The organism is Kitasatospora sp. NPDC002040, assembly GCF_040296785.1.
In the GTDB taxonomy this organism is placed as follows: Bacteria; Actinomycetota; Actinomycetes; order Streptomycetales; family Streptomycetaceae; genus Kitasatospora.
Genome location: NZ_JBEOXV010000020.1, coordinates 22,089 through 40,488, shown reverse-complemented (window position 1 = coordinate 40,488; position 18,400 = coordinate 22,089). Strand labels below are relative to the sequence as shown.

Annotated in this window: 13 protein-coding genes and 1 pseudogene; 12 read left to right on the top strand and 2 right to left on the bottom strand. The window is 72.9% G+C overall.

Features of this window, described 5'->3' with window-relative positions; translation table 11 throughout:
* Positions 1–3 precede the first annotated feature (3 nt).
* From ABT118_RS28950 to ABT118_RS28940, 3 genes are all read left to right on the top strand, one after another.
* Positions 4–1,371: a GNAT family N-acetyltransferase gene (locus tag ABT118_RS28950; protein ID WP_350675212.1), complete on the top strand. Its 1,368-nt coding sequence runs from the start codon at positions 4–6 to the stop codon at positions 1,369–1,371.
* 317 nt (positions 1,372–1,688) lie between these two features.
* Positions 1,689–2,294 (top strand): carbonic anhydrase, encoded by a 606-nt coding sequence (locus tag ABT118_RS28945; RefSeq protein ID WP_350675210.1) that lies wholly within the window; start codon positions 1,689–1,691, stop codon positions 2,292–2,294.
* Between the two features lie 60 nt (positions 2,295–2,354).
* Positions 2,355–3,890 (top strand): SulP family inorganic anion transporter, encoded by a 1,536-nt coding sequence (locus ABT118_RS28940; protein ID WP_350675208.1) that lies wholly within the window; start codon positions 2,355–2,357, stop codon positions 3,888–3,890.
* Positions 3,891–3,960: 70 nt separating this feature from the next.
* Here the strand turns inward: ABT118_RS28940 and ABT118_RS28935 are convergent, their stop codons facing one another.
* A complete protein-coding gene (locus ABT118_RS28935; RefSeq protein ID WP_502884711.1) occupies positions 3,961–6,312 on the bottom strand; it encodes a pectate lyase-like domain-containing protein in 2,352 nt (783 codons plus the stop codon).
* Between the two features lie 404 nt (positions 6,313–6,716).
* On the opposite strand from ABT118_RS28935, the gene ABT118_RS28930 reads away from it, so the two are divergent.
* From ABT118_RS28930 to ABT118_RS28895, 8 genes are all read left to right on the top strand, one after another.
* The gene (locus ABT118_RS28930) at positions 6,717–8,246 is read left to right on the top strand and encodes a hypothetical protein (protein WP_350675206.1); all 1,530 of its coding nucleotides are present in this window, start codon (positions 6,717–6,719) and stop codon (positions 8,244–8,246) included.
* Positions 8,247–8,367: 121 nt separating this feature from the next.
* On the top strand, positions 8,368–9,630 hold the full coding sequence (locus ABT118_RS28925; RefSeq protein ID WP_350675203.1) for a MurT ligase domain-containing protein: 1,263 nt from the start codon (positions 8,368–8,370) through the stop codon (positions 9,628–9,630).
* Between the two features lie 119 nt (positions 9,631–9,749).
* Positions 9,750–10,478, top strand: coding sequence for a type 1 glutamine amidotransferase (locus ABT118_RS28920; protein ID WP_350675201.1), 729 nt, complete (start codon positions 9,750–9,752; stop codon positions 10,476–10,478).
* A 207-nt stretch (positions 10,479–10,685) separates the two neighbouring features.
* Positions 10,686–11,711, top strand: a complete 1,026-nt coding sequence (locus tag ABT118_RS28915; RefSeq protein WP_350675199.1) for a 6-phosphofructokinase — start codon at positions 10,686–10,688, stop codon at positions 11,709–11,711.
* Between the two features lie 249 nt (positions 11,712–11,960).
* On the top strand, positions 11,961–12,689 hold the full coding sequence (locus ABT118_RS28910; protein ID WP_350675197.1) for a class I SAM-dependent methyltransferase: 729 nt from the start codon (positions 11,961–11,963) through the stop codon (positions 12,687–12,689).
* On the top strand, positions 12,686–13,207 hold the full coding sequence (locus ABT118_RS28905; protein ID WP_350675195.1) for a pyridoxamine 5'-phosphate oxidase family protein: 522 nt from the start codon (positions 12,686–12,688) through the stop codon (positions 13,205–13,207). The genes ABT118_RS28910 and ABT118_RS28905 overlap by 4 nt, the downstream gene beginning before the upstream one ends.
* Positions 13,207–14,253 (top strand): GNAT family N-acetyltransferase, encoded by a 1,047-nt coding sequence (locus tag ABT118_RS28900; RefSeq protein WP_350675193.1) that lies wholly within the window; start codon positions 13,207–13,209, stop codon positions 14,251–14,253. Before ABT118_RS28905 ends, ABT118_RS28900 begins: the two co-directional genes overlap by 1 nt.
* 159 nt (positions 14,254–14,412) lie before the next feature.
* Positions 14,413–15,414, top strand: coding sequence for a 2-hydroxyacid dehydrogenase (locus ABT118_RS28895; protein ID WP_350675191.1), 1,002 nt, complete (start codon positions 14,413–14,415; stop codon positions 15,412–15,414).
* Between the two features lie 17 nt (positions 15,415–15,431).
* Here ABT118_RS28895 and rho read toward each other — a convergent pair.
* Positions 15,432–16,706 (bottom strand): annotated as a pseudogene (gene rho / locus ABT118_RS28890) (transcription termination factor Rho); the annotation flags it as partial.
* A gap of 397 nt (positions 16,707–17,103) precedes the next feature.
* On the opposite strand from rho, the gene ABT118_RS28885 reads away from it, so the two are divergent.
* A complete protein-coding gene (locus tag ABT118_RS28885; protein ID WP_350675187.1) occupies positions 17,104–18,309 on the top strand; it encodes a hypothetical protein in 1,206 nt (401 codons plus the stop codon).
* Positions 18,310–18,400: the final 91 nt, after the last annotated feature.

Here is an 18,400-nt window from a genome sequence, read left to right as displayed (position 1 = left end):
CACATGGACACTTCCTCCCAGCCCTCCCGCGCCCAGCGCCGCAGCGCCCGCAACCACCGCTGGCGCCGCGACACCACCGAACTCGCCGCGGTCTTCGTCGCCGTGGCGGCCGCCGACCTGGTCGCCAACACCGTGGTGCACGGCCACGACGGCCCGGTCCTGCTGGTCGCCTCGGCGCTCGCCCTGGTCGCCACGGCCGTGTTCCACACCTGGTGGGCACACCGGCACCCGCACGGGCCGCCCGCACCCGACCCGGCCGCACCGCCGGGAGCGGAGCCGGCCGAGGTGACCGGGCCGCTGCGCGACTTCGAGCAGACCGCGCTGTGGCGGCTGCGCGCCACCGTCTCCGACTCCCCCGGCAGCCTGGCCCGGATCTGCACCGCCCTGGCCGGACAGCAGGTCAGCATCGTCTCGATGCAGACCCACCCGCTGCCGATCGGTGCCGTCGACGAGTTCCTGGTCCGCGCCCCGCAGGTGCTCAGCCGGACCGACCTGACCAGGGCCGTCGCGGCCGGCGGCGGCCGGGACATCTGGACCGAGCAGGCCGACGCCCACGACCTGGTCGACGAGCCGACCCACGTGCTGGCCCTGGCCACCCGGACGGCGCTGGACGCCGCCGAGCTGCCGGTCGCGCTGCGGCGGCTGTTCGGCCGGTGCACGATCCGGCAGTTCCCGAACGGCGGCGCCAAGGCCCTGGCCGGGATCGACGGCCACGTGATGCGGCTGCCCGTCCCCTCAGGCGACCTGATCGAGCTCAGCCGCCCGCACCTGCCGTTCACCCCGACCGAGTTCGCCCGGGCCCAGGCCCTGGTCGAGCTGGACTCCCTGCTCGGCCCCCGGGTCCCCCGGGTCGAGGCCCGGCTCACCCTCCCCGCCGGGGCCGACCTGACGGTCCGTCGGGCCGACGCCGACGACAAGGCCGCCGCCCTGGCCATGCACGGCCGGTGCTCCTCCGACGCCCTCCGCAAGCGCTACCACGGCCCGGTCAAGGACGCCGACCGCTACCTCGACCACCTGCTCGACCCCCGGCACGGCCAGACCCTCGCGGTCGAGACCTCCGACGGCCGGATCGTCGCGCTCGCCCACCTGATGTGGGACGACGACTCCGCCGAGATCGCCCTGCTGGTCGAGGACGCCTGGCAGCGCCGCGGGCTCGGCGTCGACCTGCTCCGCCGGATGGCCGCACTGGCCCTCGAAGCGGGCGTCCCCACCGTCTACGCCGTCACCCACGCCTCCAACACCGGCCTGATCTCCACCATGCGGCGCCTCTCCGCCCCCCTCGACTACCAGGTCGAGGACGGCACCCTGGTCATCACCGCCCACCTCTCCGAAGCCACCGAGGAGCTCCCCACCCCCTGGCCCAGCCGCTGACCGTCGCGCACCAGTACGGCCCCGCCCGGGAAGGCTCCGGGCGGGGCCGTACTGCTGGCACGTGGACAGACCGCCCGGCGCGTGCGGTCACGCCCGGGGGTGACCGTCAGCAACAAGATGTTAACCGCACGAACACACCTCCTCCCCAGGACGCCACTTTGACTGGTACATACTCGTGCTTTACTGAGTCTTGACGCAACGTCAGGTCACCGGACGTACACCGCCAGTGAGCTCCGACCTGCCCCGGCGTACCCGACTGCCCGCTCCGACCACGCTCCCGCAGCACCAAGCGCGGGAGCGGCCGCAGGAGGCATCCCATGGAACCGCTGATCGACCGAGCCCGTGCCTTCCCCCGACGCGCCGGGGAGTCCGGCCGCGAACTCACCGGCCTCGCCGCCGGCCAGTCCCCGCAGGCGCTCTTCATCACCTGCTCCGACTCCCGGGTGGTGCCCAGCCTGATCACCGGCGCCGACCCCGGTGACCTGTTCGAGCTCCGCACCGCCGGCAACATCGTCCCCGGCTACGACCCGACGGCCGGCTCGGGCGAGACCGCGACCATCGAGTACGCCGTCGAGGTGCTGGGCGTGCGCGACATCGTGGTCTGCGGCCACTCGCACTGCGGAGCGGTCGGCGCCGTGGTGCGCGGCGACGACCTCAGCCTGGTCCCGGCCCTGGAGGCCTGGCTCCGCACCGCCGACCACCGGGCGCTGCGCTCCGGCAGCGAGGCCGAGACCTTCGACCCGACCGTGGCCGGGCCGGTGCAGCGGCACGTGCTGGCCCAACTCGCCCGCCTGCGCGAGTACCCGGGGATCACCCGGCGCCTGGCGGAGGGCCGGATCAGACTGCACGGCTGGTTCTACGAGATCCACACCGGCCTGGTGCTCTCGCACCGTCCGGAGAGCGGCCTGTTCCTGCCGCTCTAGCGCCGATCCGGCCCTCCCCGTCTGCCCCACGCCCCGCGTGAACACCCTCGTGAGGACCCGATGCCCCGTCAGTCCGTGCCCCGGCGGCCGGCCCGCCCGTACCGACTCGCCACGCTCAAGGCGGACTTACCCGCCTCCCTGGTCGTCTTCCTGGTCGCGCTGCCGCTCTGCGTCGGCGTGGCCGTGGCCTCCGGCGTCCCGGCCGAACTCGGCCTGGTCACCGGCATCGTGGGCGGTCTGCTGACCGGCCTCCTGCCCGGCAGCAGCCTCCAGGTCTCCGGCCCTGCGGCCGGCCTCACCGTACTGGTGTACGGCGCCGTGCAGGAGCATGGGCTGGGCACCCTCGGGGTGATCACCGCCGCCGCCGGCCTGATCCAACTCGCCATGGGAGCAGCCCGGTTGGGCCGACTCTTCCGGGCCATCTCGGTCTCCGTGGTGCAGGGCATGCTGGCCGGCATCGGCCTGGTGCTGATCGCCGGCCAGCTCTACGCCATGGCGGACGTCAAGGCACCCGCCGACGGCCTCGCCAAGCTGACCGGACTGCCGGGCCTGGTCGCCGACACCCTCTCCTCCCGGGCCTCGCTCACCGCAGCGGCGGTCGGCGCCGGCACGGTGGCCGTCCTGGTCCTCTGGCCCAGACTGCCCGGCCCGGTCCGCACGGTGCCGGGACCGCTGGCCGCCGTCGCGGGGGCCACCGCCGCCACCGCCCTGTTCGGCCTCCCGGTGGCCAAGGTGGACGTGGCCGGCCTGGCCGGGGTGATCAGCCTGCCCGACTCCTCCGACCTGGCGGCGCTCGGCAGCGTCGCGGCGCTCGGCACGGTGCTCGCCTTCGCGCTGATCGCCTCCGCCGAAAGCCTGTTCAGCGCCGCCGCGGTCGACCGCCTGCACGACGGACCCCGCACGCAGTACGACCGGGAACTGCTCGCCCAGGGCGCCGGGAACACCGTCTGCGGCCTGCTCGGCGCCCTCCCGATGACCGCCGTCATCGTCCGCAGCGCCGCCAACGTCCAGGCCGGCGCCCGTACCAAGGCCAGCCGCGTCCTGCACGGCCTCTGGCTGCTGCTCTTCGCCGCCCTGCTCCCCGCCGCCCTCACGATCATCCCGCTGGCCGCGCTGGCCGGCGTCCTGGTGCACGCCGGGGCCAAGCTCATCCCCGTCAAGTCCCTTCTGGTGCTGTGGCGTTCGCACCGCCACGAGGCGCTGATCCTGGTCGTCACCGCCCTCGCCATCGTCACCACCAACCTCTTCGAGGGCGTCCTGCTCGGCCTGCTCCTCTCGGTCCTCAGGTCCGCCTGGGAGACCTCCCACCTCCAGGTCGAGGTCACCGAGCAGGAGGCCGACGGCCCGATACGCGTCAGCCTCAGCGGCAACGCCACTTTCCTCCGGCTCCCGCGCCTGCTGGAAGCCCTCGAACACCTGCCGGCCGACCGCGCCGTCCAGCTCGACCTCACCGGTCTGCGTCACCTCGACCACGCCTGCCGGAGCGCCCTGGAGACCTGGGAGGAACGCCACCGGCGCACCTCCCCCACCGCCGTGGTCCGCATCCCCGCCGCCGTCGGCACAGGTGACGGACCGTCAGGCTCCGCGCAGGGATGAACCGTCCGGCAGGTCCCCCGGCCCGGGCGGGTGCCTGACGGAGCGCACCCGCCCGGGCCGGGTCGGTCGATCAGGGGTAGGACACCACGTTCACCGGGACGGTGCCGGTCGGGGTGACCGCGCCCGTGTCGTTGATGACGTGGGTGATGGTGCCCTGGTAGTTCAGCGAGACGCTGAGCAGCGAGTGGAACCGCACGCCGCTCACGTTGGGCACCTCGAACGCGTGGTAGCTGGACACCGCCGGATTGACGTTGAAGTAGCAGTAACTGCCCAGCCCCCACGCCTCGTGGGTGGTGACGTTGGGGCCGACCTTGTAGGCCGCGTACCCGTTCACCGACGCCGAGCTCTTCCAGGCGGCCTGGTTCGGCACGTCGTACGGCATCTCGTTCTGGAAGAAGATGGTCCGGCCGCCCTGGCCGTTCCAGATCACCTCGTGCTTCTGGTAGTGCTCGACGAACAGGCCGGTGGCGAGCACGTTGTTGCCGTTGACGATCAGGCCGGTGTCGGCGGGGTTGACGGTCCAGCCGAAGGTGCCGGCATTGCCGTGGTCGGCCCGCCAGGCCCAGATGTGGTCGATGATCGTGTTGCTGCTGTTGACCACCAGGCTGGTGGTGGCCCGGCCCGCGACCTGGCCGCCGATCCGGAAGAACACGTCCTGGACCGTGGTCGGGTTGCCCGCGTGGCCCGCCGCCGAACCGGCCGGGCCGACGGTCAGCAGCGCCTGCGAGTTGGTGGTGCCGGCGTCGAACAGCAGGCCCTTGAGCCGGACCCCGTCGACGTCCGCGACCTGCATCGCGTTGACGCCGTTGTCGGGGACGAAGGTCGGGTAGCCGATGCCGAGCACGACCGTGTCGGCCCGGGTGACGTTGAGCGTCTGGTTCAGGTGGTAGACGCCGGGCGTGACGAACAGGTTGCAGCCCTGGGCGAGCGCGTTGTTGATGGTGGCGGCGGTGTCCCCGGCCTTGACCACGTAGAACCGGCTCATCGGCAGCGAGCTGCCGGGCGTGCTGCCGGCGGCCCAGCTCGGGCCGCTCGCGTTGGTGCGCAGGCTCGGCAGGAAGACCCGGTAGCGGTTGGCACTGTCGACGTACAGGTACGGCACGTCGCGGGAGACCGGGGTGGTGGCGAGCACCGTCTCGGGCGGGGTCGGGAAGGTGTTGGCCGGGGCGCCCTGGACGCCGGAGAAGACCATGTTCCAGACGCCGCCGTCCCAGCTGCCGAGGCCGCTGTCCCGGGTGTACCACTGCTGCTGCGAGATCGAGGCCATCTGGCCGCTGACCCGGCTGTCGGCGACGTAGCCACCGCTGGCCCAGCCGTAACTGGCGGGGTAGAGGGCCAGGTTGCCGCGCACGTCGATCCGCCGGAACGGGGCGGCCTGCGCCACGGCCCAACGGTTGGTGCCGCCACCGGGGTTGATGGCGAGGTTCTCGGCGCTGCGCCAGAAGTTCTGGGTGGCGTTGCCGGCGTCCGAGGCGTTGAAGGCGTCCACGGTGATGTTGCCGTTGATGACCACGTCACCGGGGTTCTGGCCGAGCCCCGCCACCGAGGTGTAGAAGCCCACGTTGTCGTTGACGTTGTAGGTGCCCGGCTTGAACAGGTCGGCCACCCGGTTCGAGCTGAACTGCGCCGAGAGCGTGTCCTTCATCTGGTTGAAGTGGGCGTCCAGCTGGGCCTGGATGGTGGCGGCGGACATGCTCGGGTCGTAGATGTGCACGTTGGGGCCGAAGTCCGGCGTGTCCGACTGCACCGGGCAGCTGGTCGGGGTGCCGCCGATGGTGTAGACCGCCGTGGCGACCGCGGAGTCGGTGCTGCCCGCCAGCTGGGCGAAGGCCTTGACGGTGCCGCTGGCGGTGACGCTGATCGGCCCGGTGTACACCGGGGAGCTGCCGTTCGGCGTGGATCCGTCCCGGGTGTAGCGGATGGTCGCCCCGGCGGTGGCATCCGAGATGGTCACCGTCTGGGCGGAGGCGTACTGCCCGCCGGCCGGGCTGAAGGCCGGCTGCGCCACCTGGCCACCGGTGCTGCCGCCCTGGGTGTAGCCGAAGTGCGGGGTGTCGTACTGGGGGCCGCTCTTCTCGTACGTGAACCAGTAGTCCAGCACGTTGCCGGTGGCCAGGCCGCCCACGGTGTGGGTCCAGGTGCCGGAGCCGTTGACCATCCGGACGTTCTGCTGGTTGGCCGCGTTCACCAGGTAGTGCACGTCGACGTAGAGCGCCGCGGTGGTCGGGGTGAACGAGATCTTCGCCTGGGTGCCGCTGGTCGCGGTCACGCTCTGGGTGTAGTCGGGGTCGGCCGCGGCGGCCGTCCCCGGGGCCAGGCCGAGTCCGCCGAGCAGCAGCGCCAGCACGGCCAGCAGCAGCGGGAGGCCACGGGCGCCCTGCCGTGACGGTCGGACTCGTGGAGCGGTTCTCTGGAGCCTCATGGGGTGGGGTCCTTCCCTGTTCATCGCGGTGCGGGGGTGCGACGGCACGGGACGGGCGAGCGCTGCTCCATGGATGCGGTCGCGGAACGGCGGCACCGGCACGGCGGGAGGGCGCCCCCGGCAGGTGTCACGATGGGACTGGGGTGGGCGAGCGCTCTCGTGCACGGATCGGGTGGGGGCCCACTGAGAGCGCTCTCAAGCCCAGGACGGTACCAGCAGCCGATGGACCGGCCAAGGGGCTGAACCGGAATTCGTTCGACCCCAACTTCCCTACTGCACAGGCACTCTGAGCACTGCCCAGGACGAGCGCCGGTGCCACAGGTCGGCGAAACCACGGGATGGCACGGGCCGGGGTCTGGCAGGATGCCCGGCATGAGCTGTCGAATCGAGCACCCCACCGCCCGGTGACCCCCCTGTACGAGCAGGTCCTCCGACTGCTGCAGGACTCCCCCGACCGGCCGTTGCCCCTTGCGTGGAAGCCCTCCCCTTCTTCTCCCGAGGCCCGGCCCGAGCTGACCGACGATCAGCTGGCCGTCCTCCGCCGCTGGGCCGAACGCTCCCGCACCCAGGCCGGAGCGGTGGGCCGCCGGCTGGTCCGGGAGGGCACCGCGGAGCAGGCGGTACTGGTCGGCCTGGAGCTGCTGGCCCGGGCCGGCACCGCCTACGACCTGCCGCTGGTCCGCACCGTCGCCCTGTACCGCCCGTTCACCGCCCGGGCCGGCGCCGCCCTCGCGGCGCTCGGCGGCACGGCCTCGGACCTGCACTGGCTGGCCGACCGCCTCCGGCCCCGGCACCGGATCACCCTGATCCGGGGGCTGTGCCCGAGCAGCACCCCCGCCGCCCGGCGCTGGCTGCTGCACCAGGTCAGCGCGTTCCGGCGGATGCCGGGCGCGGAGGTGCGCCGGGTCGCCGAGGCGGTCGGACTGGTCCAGCTGCTGGACGACCCGGGCAGCGACGAGTCGACCTGTCTGGACGCGGGCCGGGCGCTGCTGGCGATGTCCCGCTGGGACCACCACCGGCCGCAGATCGACCGGTACCGCGACGCCGTCCCCGCCTACCGGGCGCTGCTGCGGCGCTCCGAGCGCTGGCCGCCCACCTTCGACCGGTACGCACTGCTGCTGGAGCTGGCCCAGGAGCTGGCCACCGGGCACTCCTGGCGGCTGGACTGGTCCCCCGGCGAGCCCGCCGGAATCGTCGACCGGATCCTCGCCGCCCTGGACGTGCCCCGGTGGCGGCGCTGCCTGGCGGACGCGCTGACGGCCCACCCGCCGCTCACCCGGGCCCGGGCGCAGTGGGCGGAACTGACCCTGGCCCGGCTGACGTACCGTCACCCGGCCCGCCCCGGCTCGGCCCGGCTCGACCTCTGGACCGTCCGCGGCGACCCGGGCTGGAGCGATCTGCTCGACGCCTGCGTCCTGGTCGACGGCGTCCCGCTGCCGTGCGACCGGTACATCGACCAGGGCTTCGACTTCCTGATCGCCCCGGCCGGCCTGGGCCCGGGCTGGGCGCACTACGGCGAGCCCGGCACCGTCTGCGAGCGGGCGGACGGCCGGGTGCACTGGCGCGAGCCCGGCGGCCGGACGGTCGGCTTCGACGCCGCCGAGTACGACGCCGAGGTGGCCCGCGCCCAGGCCGACGACTCCTGGGCCTGGCCCGCGCTGCTGGTGGCGGACGCGCTGCACCGCCGCCTGAGCGCCGAACCGGAGCTGCTGACCCGGTGGGGCTGCACGCTGGAGTGGGTCCTCGCCGAGAACGACGAACCGGGGCTGGTCCGGCTCCGGTTCCGGCACGACACCTCACCGGACGGGCCCGCCCGCCATCTGGTGCTGCCGCTGCCGGTGGACGACCGCCCGCCGTCGGAGCAGGCCGGGGCGGCCGCGTCCTGGCTGGCGGCCAACGATCCGGTCGGCCGGGCGTCCGGGGCCTGGGACTGACCCGGCCGGTGGGTGTGAGGGGACGTCAGAAGTGCCCCTGCTCGGTCGCCGGGGACGGAGTGGGTAGGCTGGCCCCGTCCTGCCGCGCAAGCGGCGCCGCAGCAAGGAGGAACCACTCAGCATGCCAGGCCCCGATTCGGAAGCCGCAGCCGTACGCGACGCCTCGCTGCCCGCCCGCGCCAAGATCGCCGTGACGGCCGGCCGGGTGGCCGCCGCCCTGTCGCAGAAGGCCGGCCGGGGCAGTGGCTCGGTGATCGGCGGCAAGATCGCGCTCAAGCTGGACCCCGACCTGCTGGCAACCCTCTCCGACCACCTCGACGTGGTGCTGGTGAGCGCGACCAACGGCAAGACCACCACCACCCGCCTGATCGCCGAGGCGCTGCGCGCCGCCGGCCCGGTGGTCTCCAACGCCCTCGGTGCCAACATGCCCGCCGGGATCACCGCCGCCCTCGCGGGCGGTTCGGAGGCCCGGTTCGGCGTGATCGAGGTGGACGAGAAGTACCTCGCCGGGGTCGCCCGCGACACCCGGCCGAAGGCCATAGCGCTGCTCAACCTCTCCCGCGACCAGCTGGACCGCGCCGCCGAGACCCGGATGATGGCCGAGAAGTGGCGCGAGGGCCTCCAGGACACCGACGCGGTGATCATCGCCAACGCGGACGACCCGCTGGTGACCTGGGCCGCCTCGTCCTGCCGCAAGGTGGTCTGGGTGGCCGCCGGTCAGGCGTGGAAGGAGGACGCCTGGTCCTGCCCGTCCTGCGGCGGTGTGATGCAGCGTCCCGGCGACGACTGGTTCTGCCAGGACTGCGGCTTCCGCCGTCCGCAGCCGCACTGGGCGCTCCAGGGCACCCACGTGATCGACCCGCAGCGCGGCGCCTGGCCGATCCAGCTCCAGCTGCCGGGCCGGGCCAACCTGGCCAACGCGACCAGCTCGGCCGCGGTGGCCGCCGTCTTCGGCGTCGCCCCGCAGGTCGCGCTCCAGCGGATGCAGGCCGTCACGGCGGTGGCCGGCCGCTACGACGTGGTGCAGTACCAGGGCCGCGACGTCCGGCTGCTGCTGGCGAAGAACCCGGCCGGCTGGCTGGAGACCTTCTCCCTGATCGACCAGCCGCCGGCCCCGGTGATCCTCTCGGTCAACGCGATGGACGCGGACGGCACCGACACCTCCTGGCTCTGGGACGTGGACTACGAGCGGCTCTCCGGCCACCCGATCTTCGTGATGGGCCAGCGCAAGCTGGACCTGGCGGTCCGGCTCGAGGTGGCGGGCCTCCAGTTCCACGTGGTGGACACGCTGGAGCAGGCGGTCCGGATGGCTCCGCCCGGGCGGATCGAGGCGATCGCCAACTACACCGCGTTCCAGCAGCTGCGCAAGGCGGTGGCGAACTGATGGCGACTCCCCCGTACCAGGAGAACCCCTACCAGCAGCCGCCCGCGTACCCCGCCGAGCCGCCTGCCTACCCCACCGAGCCGCCCCAGGCGCGGCCGCAGTCCGGAAGGTCCCAGAGGATGAGCGAGAGCAGCCTGCGCCTGGTCTGGGTCTACCCGGACCTGCTGAGCACCTACGGCGACCGGGGCAACGCCCTGGTGGTCGAGCGCCGGGCCCGCCAGCGCGGGCTGAACGTCCAGCGGATCGACGTCCGTTCGGACCAGGCGGTGCCGACCAGCGGCGACATCTACCTGATCGGCGGCGGTGAGGACCGTCCGCAGCGGCTGGCGGCCGAGCGGCTGGCGGCGGACCAGGGCCTGGTCCGGGCGGCCGAGAACGGCGCGATCATCTTCTCGGTCTGCGCCGGGTACCAGATCCTCGGCCACGAGTTCCTGAACGACCGGGGCGAGCGCCAGCCGGGCCTGGGCCTGCTGGACGTCTGGACCGGCCGGGGCGAGGGCGCCCGCTGCGTGGGCGACGTGCTCGCGGAGACGGACCCCCAGCTGAACCTCCCTCAGCTCACCGGCTTCGAGAACCACCAGGGCATCACCCACTTGGGCCCGGGCGTCAAGCCGCTGGCCCAGGTCCAGGTCGGCCGGGGCAACGGCACCGGCGACGGCACCGAGGGCGCCTGGCGCGACACCGTCTTCGGCACCTACCTGCACGGCCCGGTGATGGCCCGTAACCCCGCCGTCGCCGACATGCTGATCAAGCTGGCGCTGGACGTGAACGCGCTGCCGCCGGCCGACACCACCTGGTACGACGCGCTGCGCGCCGAGCGCATCGCGGCGACCCGTCAGCCCGCCTGATCCGTCCGCTGGTTGGGCGGGTGGTGACTCACCCGCCCGATCCGTACGACAATGAGCACGCCGAGCACACACCCTCCTAGGTGCCCGGCGCAGTACCGCGAGGGTGCGCCAAAGGTGACGCACCCACGTCGGCGCCTGCCCGGTCGGACGCAGTCGCCGTATGGTGGAAGTCCGGCCGTCCGGTTCCTGTTCGGGAGTTGCAAAGCAATGCGTATTGGTGTGCTGACCAGCGGCGGTGACTGCCCCGGCCTGAACGCTGTGATCCGTTCCGTGGTCCACCGGGGGGTGGTCGACCACGGCGACGAGATCATCGGGTTCCAGGACGGCTGGCGCGGTCTTCTGGAGGGCGTCCACCGCCCGCTCACCCTCGACTCGGTGAGCGGCATCCTGGCCCAGGGCGGCACCATCCTCGGCTCCTCCCGGGTGCAGCCGAGCCACCTGCGGGACGGGGTCGAGCGGGCCAAGCAGTACTGCGCCGACCTGGGCATCGACGCGGTGATCCCGATCGGCGGCGAGGGCACCCTGAAGGCCGCCAAGCTGATGAGCGACGGCGGGCTGCCGGTGATCGGCGTCCCGAAGACCATCGACAACGACATCGCCTGCACCGACGTCACCTTCGGCTTCGACACCGCCGTCTCGGTGGCCACCGACGCGCTGGACCGGCTGAAGACCACCGCCGAGTCGCACCAGCGGGTCATGGTGGTCGAGGTGATGGGCCGTCACACCGGCTGGATCGCGCTCAACGCGGGCATGGCGGCCGGTGCGCACGCGATCGTGGTGCCCGAGCGGCCGTTCCACATCGACAAGCTGACCGAGGTGGTCCGCGAGCGCTTCGACCGCAACAAGAAGTTCGCGATCGTGGTCTGCGCCGAGGGCGCCAAGCCCGAGCCCGGCTCCATGCACTGGGAGGAGGGCGTGAAGGACATCTACGGCCACGAGCGGTTCACCGGCATCGCCAACCAGCTCTCCCGCGAGCTGGAGCACCGCCTCGGCAAGGAGGCCAAGCCGGTCATCCTGGGCCACACCCAGCGCGGCGGCACCCCCACCGCGTACGACCGGGTGCTCGCCACCCGCTTCGGCTGGCACGCCGTCGAGGCCGCCCACAAGGGCGCCTTCGGCCACATCACCGCGCTCCAGGGCACCGAGATCAAGCTCGTCCCGCTGGCCGACGCGGTGGCCGACCTGAAGACCGTCCCGGCCGAGCGCTACGTCGAGGCCGAGACCGTCATCTGACCCCGCCTGCTCTGCACCGAAGGCGGGCCGCTCCGAACGGAGCGGCCCGCCTTTCTGCTGTCCCGGCTCGGTGGCACGGGTGTCCTCGGTCGAGTCCGGGCCAGGCCCGCCTGAGGCGGCGGGCAGGTCCCCGCGCACGCCGGACGCGTGGGCCGAGCGCTGGCGTTCACGCCTGTCAGGGGTCCGTGCGAGCCGGAACAATAAGTGGCGGAGGGGGCGCGCGGGTCGCTGAGCGAAGGAGCGCACCACATGTCGGAGAGTCCGTTCGATGCGTTGGCCGCGATGTACGAGGAGTTCTCGGAGCTCCCGTTCAGGCAGCAGTTGGAATTCCCCAGTGTTCTCGCCCTGGTCGGCCCGCCGCAGGGCCTGCGCATCCTCGATCTGGGCTGTGGCAGCGGCGTCTACTGCCGGTACCTGGCCGCGAACGGCGCCGACACGGTGACCGGGCTCGACCGGTCCGCCGGGATGATCGACTACGCCCGCCGCCGCGAGGGCCACGAGTGCTTCGGCATCCGCTACCTCCAGGACGACCTGCCCCCGGCCCTGGCCGGCACCTTCGATCTCGTCCTGTCGGTCTACGTGCTGCCGTACGCGACCACCTACGACGAGCTCCTCGCGCTCTGCCGCACCGCGGCCGACGCCCTGCGGCCCGGCGGCCGGTTCCTCACCCTGCCGATCCACCCCGACCCCGACCACTACACCCGCTACGGCTTCCGGATGTACCAGGAGAGCTCCCGCGAGGACGGCGCCCCGGTCGGCCTCGACCTGCGGTTCGGCTCCCACGACGCCCACCTGACCGCCCGGTACTGGAGCGCACCGACCCTGGAGCGGGCCCTGACCGAAGCCGGCTTCCAGCAGCACCGCTGGCACGCCCACCGGACCTCCCGCCACGCCGCCGGCGACCCGTTCTACCAGCCCTACCTCGACGCGCCCCATGCCGCGATCGTGGAGACCGTCCGAGGAGCGGAGCAGCGATGACCACCCAACAGCAGCTGCGGGAGCGCAGCGACTTCCTGATCGAGAACGCCCGCTTCATGACGCTGGCCACCACGGGCCCGGACGGCGCCTGGGCCTCCACCGTCAACTTCGTCCCCCTGCGGGACCCGTTGCGCCTGCTCTGGTACTCGCTCCGCCGCGCCCGGCACTCCCGCAACATCGAGGCGGACCCGCACCTGTCGGGCTCGCTCTTCCTCACCGGCCTCGACAGCGAACTCACCCTCGACGGTGCGCAGTTCACCGCGACGGCGGCGGCCGTCGGCCCGGCCGAGCTGGACGAGCTGAGCTCCTGGTACTACCGGCGCAACTTCCCCGACGAGGAGACGAGGGCGCTGTTCGACCTCCCCCTCACCGAGTTCAGCGGCGACGGCCCCCGCCGCTTCTACCTGCTGACGGTCCACCAGTGGTGGCTGCTGGACACCGACCAGTGGCTGGTGGACAAGAACGACCAGCGCATCGCGGTCCCCCTCGATCCGCCCCCCGCGCCAGGAGGGCGGTGATGGCCGCCGCCGGTGGCTTCACGCTCCCCGGCGCCGACTTCACCGTCCACGTCCACACCGCCATCGACGAGGTGGGGCCGGAGTGGGACGAGCTGATGTCGGCCGCGCGCGCCCCGGTCTTCTACCGGCGGCCCTTCCTGCGCGCGTTCGAGCTCCATCCCCTGCACGCGGTCGAACGGGCCGCCTACCTGCTGGTCCTGGACGCTGTCGGCACGCCGGTCGCCGCGCTGCCCGCCTACCTGCAGCGCGGGGTGGACCCCATGCGCGTGATCGCCGACCACTTCCCCCGAGCGGCCGGGCAGCCCGCCCTGATCAGCCACGTCTGGCACTGCTTCGACACCGTCCTGCCGCTCCGTCCGGGCGCCGACGACAGCGCCGTCCGAACGGCCCTGGACGCGCTCGAACAGCTCGCCGCGCAGTGGGGAGCCCACCTGTGGGGCCTGGCCAACGTGGACGCCGCCACCCCCTTGGCCCAGCAGCTGACGACCCGCGGACTGCACCCCGCCGACATCGACATCGGCTGGGGCCTGGACCTCACCACCCTCGGACACTTCGACGGGTACCTGGCCGGGCTGCGCGGCATGCCGCGACGCAACCTCGCCCGCGCCCTGCGGGCCGCCGACCGGGCGGGCGTCACCGTCCGGACCGCGGCCCCGGCCGACGCCGACCTCGACGGCTTCGTCACGCTCGCCCGGGCAACCGCGGCCAAGTACGACAACTCCGACTACTACCGGCCCGGCCTGTTCCAGGACTTCGTCCGTGCGCTCGGCGACGACGCGCGCGTCCTGGAGCTCTCCATCACCGACCGCCTGATCTGCTCCGCGCTGATCCTCACCGACGACACCCGCTACCACTGGTGGGCCTGCGGCTTCGCTCCCATGCAGGACTTCAGCGCCTTCTACGTCGCCTTCGCCCACATCATGCGCGGCGGCTTCGCCTCCGAGCGCCAGTGGATCGAACTCGGCCGCCGCAACCCCGACTTCAAACGCCGCTACGGACTCACCCCCCGCACCCTCCGCGCCTGGCTCACCGAAACCCCCACCTGACGCCGGTGCGCCTGCGCATCCCCCGCATCGCCCTGGACGTGCCCCTCGGCGAACCCGGTACGACCGCCGCCCAATCCCCGCGCGCGTTGCTGACGGACCGTGACCCGTCTTGCGGCTAGCGTACGAGAGGACTGCTGCCGCGATCAGGACGGAAAGCCGATGAAAATCCTCGCCTACGGGGTCCAGTCCGACGAGAAGCCGCTGCTGCACGCCGCGCTCGACGGCAGCCACCAGCTGCGCTCACTCTCCGTCTTCCTGAACCTGGACACCGCGCCGCTGGCGGCCGGCTACCCGACCCTCAGCACCAGCGTCAACTGCGAGCTCGACGCGGAGGTGCTGGCCCTGCTCGCGGCGGGCGGCACCGAGCTGATCGCCCAGCGCTCGACCGGCTTCAACAACATCGACCTGGACGCCGCCGCCCGGCTCGGCCTCACCGTGGCCCGGGTCTCGTACTACAGCCCGTACGCGGTCGCCGAGCACGCCTGGGCGCTGGCGCTGGCGGTGAACCGACGGCTCTCCCGGGCCGCCAACCGCTCCCGCGAGTTCGACTTCCGGCTCGACGGCCTGCTCGGCCGCGACATCCACGGCATGACCGTCGGGGTGATCGGCACCGGCAAGATCGGCGAGTGCTTCGCCCGGATCGCGCACGGATTCGGCACCGACCTGCTCGGCTGGGACGTCGCGCAGAACCCGGCCTGCCTCGACCTCGGCATGACCTACGTCGACCGCGAGGAGCTGCTCGCCCGGAGCGACCTGATCAGCCTGCACGTCCCGCTGCTGCCGGACACCCACCACGTGATCGACGGGGCCGCGCTCGCCCTGATGAAGGACGACGCCATTCTGATCAACTCCAGCCGGGGCGGGCTCGTGGACACCGCCGCCCTGGTGGAGGCGCTGCGCACCGGCAAGCTCTCCGGGGTCGGCCTGGACGTCTACGAGGAGGAGACCGGCATCTTCTTCTACGACCGCTCGCTGGAGGGGATCAACGACGACACCCTGGCCCGGCTGGTCACCTTCCCCCAGGTGCTGGTGACGTCCCATCAGGCGTACTTCACCCAGACCGCGGTCGGCCAGATCATCGACGCCACGGCCCGGAACATCGACGACTTCATGGCGGGCCGCCGCAGCGAGAACACCCTGGTCCCCCGCGCCGGCGACTGAGCCCACCGGAGGCACCGTCAGGCCGCTGCTGCCGCCGGGGAGTTGGTGGCGACCTGGCGGAGGAAGTCGGCGTTGCCGGTGGTCTTCCGCAGGCGGTCCAGCAGCAGTTCGGTGGCCTGCTGGGACTCCTGGGCGCCGAGGATCCGGCGCAGGGTCCAGGCGGCCGTGGTGCGGGCGGGACCGAGCATCAGCTCCTCGCGGCGGGTGCCGGAGGCGCGGACGTCGACGGCGGGGAAGACGCGCTTGTCGGCGAGGCGGCGGTCCAGGCGGAGCTCCATGTTGCCGGTGCTCTTGAACTCCTCGAAGACCAGGTCGTCCAGCCGGGAGCCGGTGTCCACCAGGGCGGTGGCCAGGATGGTGAGCGAGCCGCCGTTCTCGGTGTTGCGGGCCGCGCCGAAGAGCTTCTTCGGCTGCTGGAGCGCCGTCGAGTCCAGGCCGCCGCTGAGGGTGCGGCCGTTGCCGGGGGCGGCGGTGTTGTGGGCGCGGGCCAGCCGGGTGATGGAGTCGAGCAGCACGACCACGTCGTGGCCGAGTTCGACCAGGCGCTTGGCGCGCTCGATGGCGAGTTCGGCCACGGCGATGTGCTCGCGGGCCGGCCGGTCGAAGGTGGAGGCGATCACCTCGCCCTGGACCGAGCGCCGCATCTCGGTGACCTCCTCAGGACGCTCGTCCACCAGGACGACCATCAGGTGCACCTCGGGGTGGTTGCGGGCGATCGCGGCCGCGATGGCCTGCACGACCATGGTCTTGCCCGCCTTCGGCGGTGCGACGATCAGACCGCGCTGGCCCTTGCCGATCGGGGCCACCAAGTCCACCACCCGGCCGGTCAGTTCACGCGGCCCGGTCTCCAGGTTCAGCTGCTGCTGCGGGTACAGCGGCGTCAGGTCGTGGAAGGCGGGCCGACGGCGGGAGGCGTCGGGGGTGCGGCCGTTGACGGTGTCGATCCGGGCCAGCAGCGGACGCCGGTCACCGCCGCCGGGCGGGCGGGTGGCGCCGGTCAGCACATCGCCGCGGCGCAGGCCGAGGGTCTTCACCTGGCCGGCCGAGACATGCAGGTCGTCGGGGCCGGGCAGGTAGCCGGAGGTGCGCAGGAAGGCCTTCCCGTCGCGGACGTCCAGCACGCCGGAGGCCGCGAGGAAGCCGTCCCGGTCCGGCCCGGGGGGCTGTGCGGGCACCTGGGCGTGTCGGCGGGTGGTGATCGCCTCGACCAGTTCGCTCTTGCGCAGCCGGGAGTTGCCCGGGATGCCGAGGTCGGAGGCGAGTCGGTGCAGGTCGGCCTTCAGCAGGCCGTCCAGGGCGGTGGCGGAGGTCGGTTCGGTGGTGGTGGCGGTGGTCATGGGTACTCCTGAAGAAAGGTTCGGGGCGCTGACGGCACCCCCCGGCGGGCCTGGTGGCCATGGGCGGGGCAGGTGCGGCGCGGCAGGAATCGACGGCCCGACCGCCGGAGGCGGAGTACCGGGCGGAGTCGATGGTGCTGTGCGGTGGCTCTGTCGAACGAGCCCGGCGGCGTCAGGACCGATCGGCCCGCGCTCGCTGAAAGGCAGCTCCGGTACCCGCACTCGAAGGGGCGGCGTCGGATCTCTACCTGTCGGCACTGTAACGCGTAGGGGCCGCGTCTGCCAAGCATCACCGTCCCGGACCCGGCGGAGCACCCGCCATGCCGGGCGCCCAGCGCCGTAGCATCACCGGATGCGGACGATCGAAGACCTGCTGCCGGACCCGGGCCGGCCGGACCCGGCCGGGCTGCGCGCACTGAAGCCAGCGGAGCTGGCCCGGTACGCGTCCGGTCGGCAGCACGCGTGGTGGCGGCGGACGGCCTGTGCCGAGGCTCTGGCCGGCCGGGTACCGGAGCGCCGGGTGCCGGACCTGCTGGCCCGGATCAGGGACCCGCACGAGACCGGCGAGGTGCGGATCGCCCTGCTCGACCTGCTCGGCGACCGTACGGAGCTGCTGCCCTGGCTGCGGCACGAAGACCGGCGCGAGAACAGCTCCTACGGCCTGTGGAACGCCGTGCTCAAGGCGCGCGGACGGCAAGGCGACCTGACGGCGGCACGTGAGCTCGCCACCCTGGCCTTCTCGCCCTGGCCGCACCACGAGGCCACCGGAGCGGCCGGGCTCGCCGGACTGGTCGAGCGGGCGGGAGCCGACGCCGTCCTGGCCGAGCTCGGCGACGGGCGACCGGAGGACCGGTACTTCGCCGTCCTGACCCGCCACCGGGCCGGCCAGGACGTGACCGACGCGCTGGCCGACCCCGACCGGTCGGTGGCCTTCCGCTCCCACCGGCTGCTCACCGACCCCGGCCGGCTGCGCGCGTACGCGGCCGCGGCGCCGACCGTGGAGGCCGCGCTCCAGGCGGCGTACGCGCTGTACGGGATCACCGAGGACCTGGCCGAACTGCGCTCGCTGTACGCCAACTTGGGAAGCCCACGGGTCGAAGTGGCGGGCCTGGACGAGGAGTTGCGGCGGGCGATCGTGCACGAGTACGGCCCGCAGTGCCAGGCGGCAGCCGATCCGCGCTGGCGGGTGGAGGCGCTGTGCGCCCCCGCTCCCGAACCGGTCGGCCAGGAAGGCTGGTTGACTCGCGCGACGGCCGCGCTGGAGGCAGCCGGACTGGCACCGAGCCCGCCGGTGCACTGCGGCGAGGACAACGGGCAGGGCGACGGCACCTACCACGTGATCCGCTGCGGCGAGGAGGAGATCCGGATCAGCACCCTCGGCCCGTTCGCCTCCGGCGAGGACGACGACTGCACGGCCCGCCCGGCCCTGGCGGCAGCGGGCCTGCGCTGGATCGACGGGGACACCGGCTCCGTCAGGGTCGCCGACCTGCACGTCTACTGGTTCGGCACCCGCGCCCCGCTCGACGTCGACACCCTGCTCTTCTACTGGCAGGACTGACCTGCCGTCCCCGGTCGGGCCGGTGCGAGGCCGCCTGTCGCGGGGACGGCGGCCGAGGGGAACAAATTCGCTGTCGGTCGGCCGAACTGCC